The 12022-nt window shown below is 74.2% G+C and carries 12 protein-coding genes and 1 pseudogene; 8 read left to right on the forward strand and 5 right to left on the reverse strand.

Annotated elements, in window-relative coordinates; translation table 11 throughout:
- The first annotated feature begins 20 nt into the window (after positions 1-20).
- Positions 21-695 carry an SDR family oxidoreductase gene (locus IFT79_RS04760; RefSeq protein ID WP_192123018.1) on the forward strand — a complete coding sequence of 225 codons (675 nt, stop codon included), beginning with the start codon at positions 21-23 and terminating at the stop codon, positions 693-695.
- Positions 696-888: 193 nt separating this feature from the next.
- On the opposite strand, the gene IFT79_RS04765 is transcribed toward IFT79_RS04760, so the two are convergent.
- Positions 889-1101, reverse strand: coding sequence for a hypothetical protein (locus tag IFT79_RS04765; RefSeq protein ID WP_043596779.1), 213 nt, complete (start codon positions 1099-1101; stop codon positions 889-891).
- An 87-nt stretch (positions 1102-1188) separates the two neighbouring features.
- Here IFT79_RS04765 and IFT79_RS04770 point away from each other — a divergent pair, with 87 nt between their 5' ends.
- A complete protein-coding gene (locus IFT79_RS04770) occupies positions 1189-2637 on the forward strand; it encodes a glucose-6-phosphate dehydrogenase (protein ID WP_192123019.1) in 1449 nt (482 codons plus the stop codon).
- 167 nt (positions 2638-2804) lie between these two features.
- On the opposite strand, the gene IFT79_RS04775 is transcribed toward IFT79_RS04770, so the two are convergent.
- Positions 2805-3635 (reverse strand): transglutaminase-like domain-containing protein, encoded by an 831-nt coding sequence (locus IFT79_RS04775; RefSeq protein ID WP_056043838.1) that lies wholly within the window; start codon positions 3633-3635, stop codon positions 2805-2807.
- Positions 3636-3748: 113 nt separating this feature from the next.
- Between IFT79_RS04775 and IFT79_RS04780 the strand changes: the two genes are divergently transcribed.
- On the forward strand, positions 3749-4045 hold the full coding sequence (locus IFT79_RS04780; RefSeq protein WP_043596776.1) for a hypothetical protein: 297 nt from the start codon (positions 3749-3751) through the stop codon (positions 4043-4045).
- A gap of 62 nt (positions 4046-4107) precedes the next feature.
- The gene (locus tag IFT79_RS04785; protein ID WP_192123020.1) at positions 4108-4407 is read left to right on the forward strand and encodes a hypothetical protein; all 300 of its coding nucleotides are present in this window, start codon (positions 4108-4110) and stop codon (positions 4405-4407) included.
- Positions 4408-4538: 131 nt separating this feature from the next.
- Here the strand turns inward: IFT79_RS04785 and IFT79_RS17050 are convergent.
- From IFT79_RS17050 to IFT79_RS04800, 3 genes and pseudogenes are all read right to left on the reverse strand, one after another.
- Positions 4539-5746, reverse strand: a pseudogene (locus IFT79_RS17050) (aggregation-promoting factor C-terminal-like domain-containing protein); the annotation flags it as partial.
- Between the two features lie 62 nt (positions 5747-5808).
- The gene (locus IFT79_RS04795; RefSeq protein WP_249407728.1) at positions 5809-7047 is read right to left on the reverse strand and encodes an AI-2E family transporter; all 1239 of its coding nucleotides are present in this window, start codon (positions 7045-7047) and stop codon (positions 5809-5811) included.
- Between the two features lie 119 nt (positions 7048-7166).
- Positions 7167-7388, reverse strand: a complete 222-nt coding sequence (locus tag IFT79_RS04800) for a DUF1653 domain-containing protein (RefSeq protein ID WP_159827969.1) — start codon at positions 7386-7388, stop codon at positions 7167-7169.
- 40 nt (positions 7389-7428) lie between these two features.
- Between IFT79_RS04800 and IFT79_RS04805 the strand changes: the two genes are divergently transcribed.
- The 4 genes from IFT79_RS04805 to IFT79_RS04820 all read left to right on the forward strand — a co-directional run bounded on the left by IFT79_RS04805 (position 7429) and on the right by IFT79_RS04820 (position 11984).
- Entirely contained in the window at positions 7429-8835 is a 1407-nt protein-coding gene (locus IFT79_RS04805; RefSeq protein WP_192123022.1) for a carboxylesterase family protein, read from the forward strand.
- Positions 8836-9072: 237 nt separating this feature from the next.
- On the forward strand, positions 9073-9810 hold the full coding sequence (locus IFT79_RS04810) for a DUF1275 family protein (protein WP_342211763.1): 738 nt from the start codon (positions 9073-9075) through the stop codon (positions 9808-9810).
- Positions 9803-11218, forward strand: coding sequence for an allantoinase AllB (gene allB / locus IFT79_RS04815; RefSeq protein ID WP_342211764.1), 1416 nt, complete (start codon positions 9803-9805; stop codon positions 11216-11218). Before IFT79_RS04810 ends, allB begins: the two co-directional genes overlap by 8 nt.
- A 34-nt stretch (positions 11219-11252) precedes the next feature.
- Positions 11253-11984: an MBL fold metallo-hydrolase gene (locus IFT79_RS04820; protein ID WP_192123023.1), complete on the forward strand. Its 732-nt coding sequence runs from the start codon at positions 11253-11255 to the stop codon at positions 11982-11984.
- Positions 11985-12022 lie beyond the last annotated feature (38 nt).

Below are 12022 nucleotides of genomic sequence, written 5' to 3' on the forward strand. Positions count from 1 at the left end.
GGGACCGGCAGACTGGTCCGATGAAGACCGCACTCGTCACCGGGGGCTCGCGGGGCATCGGCCTCGCCGTCGTCCGGGACCTCGCCCGCACCCACCACGTGATCGTCCACGGACGGGACGAGGAGGCGCTGCGGGCGATCACCGCCGACCTCCCGTCCGCGACGGCGTGGGCCGCGGACCTCTCGGGCCCGGCCCTCACGGTGCCGCCGCTCGACGGGCTCGACGTGCTGGTGCACGCGGCCGGCGTCATCGGCGGGCGCGCCGTCGCCGACACGGAGCGCGACGACTGGCGGCGCGTCTTCGAGGTGAACGTGTTCGCCGTCGCCGAGGTGACGCGGCAGCTGCTGCCGGCGCTGCGGGCGGCGCAGGGCACGGTCGTGTCGATCAACAGCGGCTCGGGGTTCACGGCAGTGCCCGACGGCAGCACCTACGCGGCGAGCAAGTTCGCCCTGCGCGCGCTGACCGACGCCCTGCGCGAAGAGGAACGTCCGCACGGCGTCCGGGTCAGCTCGGTGCACCCGGGCCGCGTCGACACCGACATGCAGCACGAGTTGGTCACGGCCGAGGGCGGCACGTACGACACGTCGCTCTACCTCGAACCGCAGTCCGTCGCGGACGCCGTGCGGCTCGTGGTCGACCTACCGCACGGGGCGACCGCCGAGGTCGTCTCGGTGCGCCCCACCCGCCGCGCCTGACCCGCCGGGGCCCGAGCGGCCGCGGCCCGGCCCGCGCCGGGCGCGCTGGCGGCGCCGGCCGGGTCAGGAGGCGCGGGTCGAGCAGCAGGGCCGGACGGATGTCGCACCGCCGAACGAGCATCGCACCGCCCACTTCGGCGGTGCGACGTCCATCCGGTGGTGCGGACCGCGGGTGGTGCCGACCGCGGGTGGGTCAGCTGTAGTCGTGGCCCGAGACGCCGAGGGAGCGGTAGACGTACTCGCCGCCCTCGCTGGCGTCGTCGTCGAGCTCCCACATCAGGTCCTCGCCGTCGGAGGCCCCGGGACGCGTGACGCTCTTCTGCGGCAGTCCGTCGATGAGGGTGAGTTCTTCGGTGGTGGTCTCGTCGTGGCCGACGAAGCGGGCGGTGTAGGTCTGGTCGCTCATGGCGTGGACGGTACGCCGGGTGCTCCGAGGCGGTCCGTGGCACCCCCTCCCGGGCGCGGCCGGGCGGGGCCCACTACCGTTCACGGCATGAGCGAGAAGAAGGCCCCCGAGCCGGCGACCCTGTTGATCCTGGGCGCGAGCGGGGACCTCGCCGCGCGCCTCCTGATGCCCGGCCTCGGCGGCCTGTTGTCGATCGAGCCTCCCCGGCGCGTGCAGCTGATCGGCGCCGGCGTCGAGGAGTACACCGATGCCGAGTGGAAGGCACGCGTGAAGACGTCGTTCGACAGCGTCCACGCGAGCGGCCCCGCCGTCGACGCGTTGCTCGAGTCGACCACGTACGTCACGGCCGACGTGACCGGGGCCGACGGCCTCCGCGGCCTCCTCGAGGCCTGTGACGCGCCTCCGTCCATCTACTTCGCGCTGCCGCCGGCCATCACCGAGAAGGCCTGTGCCGCCCTCCGCGAGGTCGACCTGCCCGAGGGTACGGCGCTCGCCCTCGAGAAGCCGTTCGGCACCGACCTCGCCAGTGCGAAGAAGCTCAACCGCGAGGTGCTGAAGCTCGTGCACGAGGACCAGGTGCACCGCGTCGACCACTTCCTGGGCCGCTCGACCGTGCTCAACCTGCTCGGCCTGCGGTTCGCGAACCGCCTGATCGAGCCCATGCTCAACAACCAGCACGTCGAGAGCATCGAGATCGTCTACGACGAAGAACTCGGCCTCGAGAACCGCGCGCGCTACTACGACCACGCCGGCGCCATGGTCGACATGATCCAGAGCCACCTGCTGCAGGTGATGGCCGTGCTGACGATGAACGCTCCCGCCACGCTCGGCGCGGCGGACCTGCGCGACGAGAAGGAGTTGGTGCTGCGCGCGACCCACGTCTGGGACGACGACGCCGTCGCGAACTCCCGCCGTGCCCGCTACGGCGAGGGCGAGGTGGACGGCCGCACCCTGCCCGCCTACGTCGACGAGGACGGCGTGGACGCGTCGCTCGAGACCGAGACGCTGGCCGAGGTCGTCGTCGAGGTGGCGAACTGGCGGTGGGCCGGCGTGCCGATCCTGCTGCGCTCCGGCAAGGCCCTGGCCTCGCGTCGCCGCGAGATCGTCATCACGTTCCGGCCGCCCACCCACGTCCCGAAGGAGTTCGTCGGCGGAGGGACCCCCGACCGCCTGCGCATCGCGATCTCACCCGACGAGATGTCGCTCGAGCTGAACGTCAACGGGCCGGGCGACTCGTACGACCTGTCGCGCGCCTCCCTGCACGCCGACTTCGGCGCGGCCGACCTGACGGCGTACGGCGAGGTGCTCGAGGGCATCCTCGACGACGACCCGACGCTCTCGGTGCGCGGCGACTCGGCGGAGGAGGGGTGGCGCATCGTCGCCCCCGTCGTGAAGGCCTGGAAGTCCGGCGAGGTCGCGATCGACGAGTACCCGGCGGGGTCGGCCGGACCGACGTCCTGGCCGGCGGGCGTCCACCAGAACGAGCCCGCCGTCCGCGCCCGCGAGGGCGCGAAGCTGGCGCACCGCGAGGACTGAGCCGGACCCGGCAGGCGCACGCCGCCTCGCGCACACCGCCACGAGGTAAACGATCCGCCACGCGATTGTGTGGCGGCGTGTTTACTTCGTGGCGGGGTGGGTCGGGCCCAGGGCGGGGCGGCAGGCAGGGGCGGCGCGGGCGCAGGAGGCGCGGTGCCGGCGGGCGGTCACCCGAGGCTGACGAAGGTGCTCACGTCGTCGCGCGGCAGCTCGTCGGCGACGGCTCCCACCTGCATGCCCGCGACCGTGACGCGGCCGCCGTGGCTCGAGAGGAACGCCGTGTCGGAGGCGTCCCGTCCGGTCGCGATGCGCAGGAGCGTCTGACGCGGGGCCAGCCCGGTCGCGTCGACCACGTGCCAGGCACCGTCGACGAAGGCCTCGGCCACGGCGTGGAAGTCCATCGGGGACAGGCCCGGGGCGTAGACGCTGACGAGGCGCGCGGGAACGTCGAGCCCCCGCAGCAGGGCGATGACGAGGTGCGCGTAGTCGCGGCAGACGCCCTGCCGGTCGAGCAGGGTCTGCACCGCGCCGTCGGTCGGCGCGCTGGCCCCGGGCACGTAGGCGAGGTGCGAGCCGACCCACGTCGCGACCGCGGCGAGCAGCTCGCGCCCCTCGAGCCCGCCGAACTCGGCGCGGGCGGTCGGGCTGAGCGTGTCCGACTCGCAGTAGCGGCTGGGGCGCCGGTAGCGCACGAGGTCGAGGTCGTCGACGGCGGGTTCGTCGAGTCGTCCGTCGACGACGACCCGGTAGTCGACGGTGACCCGGCCGGCCCCGACCTCGCACAGGTGGAGGAGGGTGCCGTGGTGGTCGTGCAGCTCGCGGACCTCGAGGGGTGCGCCGTGCTGGGTGACGGCCAGCGCCTCCTCGGTGATGCGGGCGGTGCCTGCCTGCGCCACCGCGTCGGGCGCGGCGTAGGCGCGGGAGGCGGCGATCGACAGGACGAACTCGGCGGGGCCGTCGACGTCGAACTCGAGCCGGGCGGACGCGGTGCGCTTCATGACCAGAGGGTGGCACGGTCGTGAGTCGAACGTGTTTCGGGGTCCGCCGTGAAGCGGCTGCGACCCTGCTGGGACCGTCGCTCGATGTCGGTGGTGGCGGGTTGGATGAGCGCATGCCCTCGTACCGCGTCACGCTCACCGTCGGCACCCTGCGCCCCGGGGTGCGGCCCGATTCGGTGCTGCCCGCGGCCGCTGCGAGTGCGGCCGGGTTGACGACCGTCGAGGCCAGCGACGTCACGCTCGTGCGCGGTGAGCCACGGTTGGTGGTGCGCTACGAATGTGCCGCCGACGAGCCCGCACACCGCATCGGGGCCGTCGTCGAGGCGACCGTGGGCGAGCTGGCCGACGTGGTCCAGGGACGCGTGACGCGCCGCGACGGCGGGGCGTGGACGCTGGTGGGCGCGGTCTGACCCGGGTGACGTCGGGCCGGCATCCCTCGATGCGTGGGACCCGCCGCGCGTAGGCTCCCGACATGGGGACGACGACGCGGACGCTGCTCACGACCACTGCTCGCACGGGGGTGGCCGCGGCGACGGTCCTGCTCGTCTCGGGGCTGCTGACGGCCTGCAGCGACGACGACGGCGACCCCGTGGTGACCGTCAGCCCGAGCGTCAGCCCGTCGGCGACGCCCGAGAGCCCGACACCGGCACCCGCGCCTCCCACCGACGGCATCGTGACGCCGTCGCCGGGCCCGACCAGCCCGAGCCCGCGTCCCACACCGGTCACCACCGACAAGCCCACCGACCGGCAGACGATCCCCCCGCAGAACTAGCGGTCGCGCCCCCGTGGCGCGGCGGTGCGCCCCCGTGTCGCGGCAGTGCAGGCCCGTGGCGCGGCAGTGCGCCCCCGTGGCGTCGCATCGCACCACGAACTGAACGTCGCACCGCGGATCTCCGCGGTGCNCAGTACCAGTTGACGGACTGCGAGTGCGACCAGGCGCCGCAGGGGGTGCCGTAGACCGACTTGATGTAGCCGAGCCCCCAGGTGATCTGGGTCTTGGCGCTCGTGGCCCAGTCGCTCCCGGCCGAGGCCATCTTGCTGCCGGGCAGCGCCTGCGGGATGCCGGTCGCGCCGCTGGGGTTGTAGGCCTTGTAGTTCCAGCCCGACTCCTTCGTCCAGAGCGAGACGAGGCACGAGAACTGGTCGCTGCCCCAGCCGTACTGGGACGACGCGAGGGACTGGGCCGTGGCCTTGGCCCCGTCGACCGAGTTGTCGGCGGCGGCGCGGGCGGCCTCGGCGGCGGCCGCGGCGTCGGCGGCGGCCTTCGCCTCGGCGGCGGCCTGGGCCTCTGCGGCGGCCTGCGCGGCAGCGGCGGCGGCAGCGGCCTGTCGGTCGGCCTCGGCGGCGGCGGACTGGACGGTCTGCGCCGAGAGCGCGGTCTTCTCGACGCGGTCGTTCAGCGTCGAGGCGTCGAGCTTCTCGTAGTCGGCCAGGGAGGCGACCTGGGTCTGCAAGTCGCTGGCGTCGGTCCGGCTCGAGGTCGAGGCCACGACCTGGTTCGCGATCTGGATCGTCGAGCGCGCCTTGGCCTGGGCCAACGAGGTGGCGATGTCCGCCTTCTGCTGCTTGACGTCGGCGGCGTGCTGCTCGGCCGAGATGGTGTCGGCACCGGCGGCCGACATCGAGGTGACCGCGAAGCCGGTGCCCGTGACGAGGGCGACCGCGGCGACGCCACCGATCAGCGAGAGGCGACGACGGGCGGTGCGACGGCGTCCGGCGGAGAGCGAGCGGCGCGTGGCGGGAGCCTCGGCGGCGGTCGCGGCGTCCGCGCCGGAGGCAGGGGTGTTCTCGGGGGTCATGTGGTCCTCGTGCTCGGCCGACCCGCGCCTCCGTTCGGGCAGGGCGCACACGGCGATGCCGCACGGGCGCGGGGCGCTCGGGGCGGCGGGACCCCGCGGCAGAGGCGGGGGAAGCCGTGACAGGTCGGTGTCGGTCTCGCGAGGCCGTGGGGCCTCGACTCGTCCGCCGCAGCTGCCCTGCCGAGTCGGGACTCGATCGGGAGGGGCGCACGCGCCCGGGCGAAGTGACGAGTATGCAGAGACTTCCTGAGTAGAACCACACAATGCACTGTCGAACCGGGCAGTCCGGCGCATCATCCCAGCGGATGACATCGGCTCGCGCCTCCCTCATCCGAGCGAAGGAGGCGCGGGCCGGGCAGGTCAGCGGCTCCCGATCACGACGCCTCGGGTGCCGCCACGAGGTCGTCCGCGACGCGGGTCCGACGCCAGGCCCCCGTCGCCACGTACTTGACCATCACGTTGAGCACGGCGACCGTCGGCACGGCGAAGAGCGCGCCCGGGATGCCGGCCACGTACGACCCTCCCGCCACGGCGAAGACCACCGCGAGCGGGTGCACGCGGACGGCCGAGCCCATGACCAGCGGCTGCAGCACGTGGGCTTCGAGCAGGTGCACGACGAGCACTCCGGCCAGCATGACCACGGCCTGGACCGGCCCCGCGAAGACGAGGGCGACGATCACGGCGAGCGCGCCGGTCACGATGGCCCCGACGACCGGGATGAACGACGCCAGGAAGACGAGGATCGCGATCGGCACGGCGAGCGGCAGCCCGAGGAAGAACGCGATGAGGCCGATGCCGACGGCGTTGACCGCGGCGACGACGATCTGCACGCGGACGAACGAGGTCAGCGTGTGCCAGCCGGCCTGGCCGGCCCCGTCGACGGCGGGGCGCGCCGCCTTCGGGAAGAGGCGGACGGTCCAGGCCCAGACCCCGCGACCGTCGATCATCAGGAAGATCGTGGCGAACAGGGTCAGCAGTCCCCCGGCCAGCAGGTGCCCGGCCGCGGTGCCGATCGACAGCACGCCGCTGAGGATCGCCTTGCTCTCGGTCTGCAGCGCGTTCTGCGCGTCCTTGAGGTAGCCGGTCACGTCGGCGTTCGTCAGGCTCAACGGCGGCCCCTGGAGCAGGGTCGTCAGCTGGTCGTACTGCGCCACGGACTGCTTCTCGATCTGCGGCAGTCCGGCCCGGATCTGCGTCACGGCGAGCAGCACGAGGCCCCCGACGACGACCACCCCGGCCAGCAACGCGGCCACGATGGCGAGCCACCGCGGCCACCGGTGCCGGTGCAGGAACCCCGCGACCGGCACCAGGAACGCCGACACGAGGATCGCGATCAGCAGCGGCACGACGATCTCCTCGAGCGTGGCGATCAGCCAGAAGAGCACGGCCAGCGCGGCGGCGACCGCGAGCAGGCGCCAGGCCCAGGCCCCCGCGATCAGCATGCCCGGGGGCAGCGTGGCCGGGGGCATCGTGGCCACGGGCGGCACGGCCGAGGGCGGCGCGGTCGAGGGCGTCGCGGCCGCGGCCGGGTCGGCGGTGCGGGTCGCGTCGTCCGCGACGCCCCCGTCTGTGGCTGCACCCTGGGGGTGCTGGGAGCGACGTGAGAACTTCATGAGCCGAGTGTCCGGCCGCGGGGCTATCAACCGGCTGTGACTTCGCTGGCCCGCCCCGCGCCTCCTCGGCTCGCCCTCGACGGCCGCACGGTGGGCGCACCGGCCACCGGGTGGGCCGGTCAGCCCTCGGGCGCGAACCTCGGGCCGTCGTGCCCGTCACGTCGCACGTGCTCGGACCAGGCCGCGAGGGGCCGCACCCAGAGGCCCTGCTCGCCGTAGAGCGCGCGGTAGACGACGAGCGGCTCGTCGGTCTCGCTGTGGCGGGCGGTGCCGAGCACCTCGTAACGGCCGCCCTTGAAGTGGCGGTAGAACCCGGGGGCGGGAGGGGTGTCGGCGGTCATCCCGCGAGCCTAGCCGGGCGGTGAGGGGCACCATGGTCGGGTGACCCAGGACGCCCCCCGCCCCACCGCCAGCACGCCGACCGCCCCCGGCGAACCGGTCGTCGACACCGACGACCGCGCCGCCCGCCGCGAGTTCGACACCCCGTCGGGCCGCATCGTGGGTCGGGTCGACGGAGAGGTCGTGCGGGTGCTCGGCGTGCCCTACGCCGAGGCCGACCGCTTCGAGCCGCCGCGCCCGGTCGCACCCTGGCCCTCCCCGCTGCTCGCCTTCGACCGCGCCCCCGCCTCACCGCAGGTCGCGTCGCCCGGACTCGACGCGCTGATCGAGGGCGCCGCCGTCGGCATGGTCGACGACGAGCACTGCCAGCGCCTCTCGATCACCCTGCCCGCCGACCTGCTCGCCGACGAGCGCGTGCCGGTCATGGTGTGGATCCACGGCGGCTCGTACGTCTCGGGGGCGGGCGACCTGCGCGTCTACGACCCGCGCGCCCTCGTCGCCGAGCAGCGCGTGATCGTCGTCACCGTGACCTACCGGCTGGGCATGCTCGGTTTCTTCGGCGTCGGCGACGAGGTGCCCGCCAACCTCGGGCTGCTCGACCAGCTCGCGGCCGTCCGCTGGGTGCACGAGACGATCGAGGCGTTCGGGGGCGACTCGAGCCGCATCACCCTGTTCGGCCAGTCCGCCGGCGGCGACGCGATCGCGCACCTGATGATCAGCGAGGGCGCCCGGGGGCTCTTCGCCCGGGCCATCGTGCAGAGCGCCCCGCTCGGCATCGTGCGCGGCCGCAGTCGCATGGTGAAGGCGATGACGGAGGCGGTGGGCACGCCCCGCAAGGACGCTCCGCTCGACGAGCTGCTCGCCGGGCAGTCCGTGGCCGAGCGGGCGGCGAAGCGCTTCGGCCTGCGCGGCGGCATGGCCTTCGGGCTGCAGTACGGGCGGGCACCGCTGCCGACCGAGTCCGCCGCCGACGCCGCGTGGCGCGAGGTCGCGCCCGAGATCGACCTGCTGATCGGCGCGACGGCCGACGAGACCGCGGTGTTCGCCGAGTTCTCCCCCCTGCTGCAGCGGATGTTCGGCCTGCCCGTGGTCGGCCGGGCGATCCGACGCCTGATGATTGACGCCACGACGAGGGCCGTCTACCACCGGGCCGGTCGGGCCTTCGCCGAGCGGCACCGCGCCGCGGGCGGACGCGTCTCGACGTTCGAGTTCACCTGGGAGCCCGAGGGCACGGCGTTCGGCGCCGCCCACATCACCGAGCTGCCGCTGCTGCTCGGCGGCCGCGAGGCCTGGGCGCACACCCGCCTGGTCGGCACCACCGACTGGGAGGACGTCGACCGCCGCGGCCGCAAGGTGCGCCAGGTCTGGGCCGACTTCGCCCGCACCGGCACGGTGGCCGCCGACGCGACGGCCGGCCTCGCCGACACCCTGGTCGTCCACCGCGGCTGAGCCGGTCCTTCCTGGGGGCCCTCGCCCGCGCCTCTCTCTCGTCCACAGGAACGGCTCCTCTCGTCCCCGGGCACGGCCCCTCTCGTCCACAGGCCAGCCGCCGCTCGTCCACGGGCACGGCCCGGGGTTCGCGTGCGAGCGAGCCGCGACAATACGATCGACGGCAGAACCGATGCGCCGACGTCGCCGTAGTCGCCCGCCCCGCCGTGCCCCGGCGCCGAGCACCTGAGGACCCCCGTGAAGAAGTTCCGCCGCAACCAGGCGCGCATGCACCTCGTCATGATGCTGACGCTGACGCTCACCACCGGCATCATCGACGCCGTCGGCTACCTCGGCCTCGACCGGGTGTTCACCGCGAACATGACCGGCAACGTGGTCATCCTCGGCATGGCCATCGCCCAGGCCGACGGTCTGCCGATCGTGGGCCCGATCGTGGCCCTCGCCGCGTTCCTGCTCGGAGCGGCGATCGGCGGCCGGGTGCTGCGCGGCGGCCGTGCCGGGTGGTCGGGCCGCAGCACGACCTCGTTCGGCGTGACCGGCGGCGTGCTGCTCGGCCTCGGCATCTCGACCTTCTTCGTCGTGCCCGAAGAGAACACGCCGTGGGCCTTCACGATCACCGGCCTGCTGGGCGCCGCGATGGGGCTGCAGGCCGCCGCCGCGCGCAAGATCGCCGTGGCCGACGTCACGACCGTGGTGGTCACGTCGACCATCGTCGGGCTCGCGTCCGAGTCGAAGCTCGCCGGCGGCACGGGCAAGAACTTCCCCCGGCGCGTGCTCGCCGTGGTGCTCATCCTCGCCGGTGCGGGCGTCGGGGCCCTGCTGCTGCAGGTGCACATCGGCGTGGGCATGGGCGTCGCCGGCGGGCTGACGCTGCTGGTCGCACTGACCGGGCACCTCCTGCGCGAGCGACGCAGGGAGCTCGAGGCGCGCGAGGCCGAGGCGGCCGCGGCGGCGGCCGGGGCGACCCGTGGCTGACGCCGTGCGGCACGACCTGGTCGTCCGGGCCCGTCGCGCCTGGGTCGAGGGCGTCTGGCGCGAGGCGAGCGTCTCCGTCCGTGACGGCCGCGTCGTCGCGATCGGCGGCCTCACCGACGAGGTCGGCGCCACCGTCGACGTGACCCTCCCCGACGACCAGGTGCTGCTGCCCGGCATCGTCGACAGCCACGTTCACGTCAACGAGCCCGGACGCACCGAGTGGGAGGGCTTCGCGACGGCGACCCGTGCCGCCGCCGCCGGGGGCGTCACGACGATCGTCGACATGCCCCTCAACAGCATCCCGCCGACGACGACCGTCGGGGCCCTCGAGCAGAAGCGCGGCGCCGCGGGCCCCCAGTCGGTCGTCGACGTCGGGTTCTGGGGCGGGGCGATCCCGGCGAACCTCGGCACGGGCGACCTGCGGGCGCTGCACGAGGCCGGCGTCTTCGGGTTCAAGGCCTTCCTCTCGCCGTCGGGGGTCGACGAGTTCCCGCACCTGTCGACCGAGCAGCTGCACCAGGCGATGGCCGAACTGGCGGTCTTCGACGGTCTGCTGATCGTGCACGCCGAGGACCCCGACGGCCTCGACGCCGCCGCCGCCTCGCCGCCCGAGGCGGCCGCAGCGCCCGGGGCGCCCGCAGGAGGCGCGGCCTACGACGCGTTCGTCCGCTCGCGTCCCGACGTGGTCGAGCGCACGGCGATCGAGCACGTGGTCGACGCCCTGCGCGCCACGGGTGGACGCGCCCACGTGCTGCACCTCTCGTCGGCGACGGCGCTCGACACCATCCGGGCGGCCAAGGCCGAGGGGCTGCGGCTCACGGTCGAGACCTGCCCGCACTACCTGACCTTCGACGCCGAGCACATCGGCGACGGGGCGACGCAGTTCAAGTGCTGCCCGCCGATCCGCGGCGAGGCCAACCGCGAACTGCTCTGGCAGGCGCTGGTCGACGGCACGATCGACGTCGTCGCGAGCGACCACTCGCCGTCGACCCGCGAGCTCAAGTTCGCCGGCGGCCCCGACGCCGCACACGGCGACTTCGACGTGGCGTGGGGCGGCATCTCGGGCCTCGAGCTGAGCTTCCGCGCCGTGTGGACCGGGGCACGGCAGCGCGGCATCCCCCTCGAGGCCGTCGTCGGATGGATGTCCCGGGGCACGGCGGCGCTCGTCGGCCTGCCGACGAAGGGGCGGATCTCGGTCGGCGCCGACGCCGACCTCGTCGCCTTCGCCCCCGAGACGCCCGTGACGATCGACGTCGACGACCTCTCGCACCGCAACCCCGTGACCGCGTACGACGACGCACGCCTGCTCGGCGAGGTCGCGGCGACGTGGGTGGGCGGCCGATTGGCGGGGCCGAGTGCGCCTCCTGCACGGTTGCTCGTCCGCCCCGACACCGGGGTCGCCTCGTGAGGGGCGGCACCGACGCCTTCGCCGAGGTCGCGGCGTGAGTCCGACGAAGGCGGCGGCTCCCGTCGAGGTCGCACCGGGCGTGCACTTCGTCGAGGGTCCCGCGTCGAACTGGACGATCCTCGCGGGCGACGGCACCCTGACGCTGGTCGACGCCGGCTACCCGGCCGACCTCGAGCTGGTGGAGTCGTCGCTCCGGGCCGTGGCGTCGGCGACGGGCGCCGGTGACGCCCGGCTCACGTCGGTGCTCGTGACGCACGGGCACAGCGACCACATCGGCACCGTCTCGGCCCTGCGTCGGCGGCACGGCTTCGAGGTCTTCGCGGCGCACGCCGAGGTGCCGAACGTGACCCGCGAGCAGCTGCACCAGGTCACCGTCGGCGACGTCCTGCCGCACCTGTACAAGCCGCGGTTCGCCCGCTGGGTGCTGCACGCGGTGCGCGCCGGAGGCCTGGGCGACGTGGAGGTGACCGACGTCGTGCCGCTCGACCTCGGGGCGTCGCGCACGTTCAGCGGTCACCGTGTCGTGCCGACGGCCGCGGTCGGTCACACCCCCGGGCACACCGTCTTCGCGCTACCCGACGACGACGTCCTGATCACGGGCGACGCCCTTGTCACCGGCCACCCGACCTCACGGCTCGACGGCGTGCAGATGCTGCACCCGATCTTCCACTCCGACCTCGCCGAGGCGGGCCGCACCTACGGGCGGCTGGTCGACCGAGGGGCACGGGTGGTGCTGCCGGGTCACGGGCCGGTGCTGCGCCGCTGACGACACAGCACGGGGCCGTCCGGCTCGTGCCGGCCGCC

It is taken from the genome of Frigoribacterium sp. CFBP 8759 (genome assembly GCF_014841655.1).
GTDB lineage: Bacteria > Actinomycetota > Actinomycetes > Actinomycetales > Microbacteriaceae > Frigoribacterium.

What these genes read in the sequence shown, in the direction of transcription:
- IFT79_RS04760 (WP_192123018.1), top strand. Translation starts at nt 21, where the DNA reads ATGAAGACCGCACTCGTCACCGGGGGCTCGCGGGGCATCGGCCTCGCC.
- IFT79_RS04765 (WP_043596779.1), bottom strand. Translation starts at nt 1,101, where the DNA reads ATGAGCGACCAGACCTACACCGCCCGCTTCGTCGGCCACGACGAGACC.
- IFT79_RS04770 (WP_192123019.1), top strand. Translation starts at nt 1,189, where the DNA reads ATGAGCGAGAAGAAGGCCCCCGAGCCGGCGACCCTGTTGATCCTGGGC.
- IFT79_RS04775 (WP_056043838.1), bottom strand. Translation starts at nt 3,635, where the DNA reads ATGAAGCGCACCGCGTCCGCCCGGCTCGAGTTCGACGTCGACGGCCCC.
- IFT79_RS04780 (WP_043596776.1), top strand. Translation starts at nt 3,749, where the DNA reads ATGCCCTCGTACCGCGTCACGCTCACCGTCGGCACCCTGCGCCCCGGG.
- IFT79_RS04785 (WP_192123020.1), top strand. Translation starts at nt 4,108, where the DNA reads ATGGGGACGACGACGCGGACGCTGCTCACGACCACTGCTCGCACGGGG.
- IFT79_RS04795 (WP_249407728.1), bottom strand. Translation starts at nt 7,047, where the DNA reads ATGAAGTTCTCACGTCGCTCCCAGCACCCCCAGGGTGCAGCCACAGAC.
- IFT79_RS04800 (WP_159827969.1), bottom strand. Translation starts at nt 7,388, where the DNA reads ATGACCGCCGACACCCCTCCCGCCCCCGGGTTCTACCGCCACTTCAAG.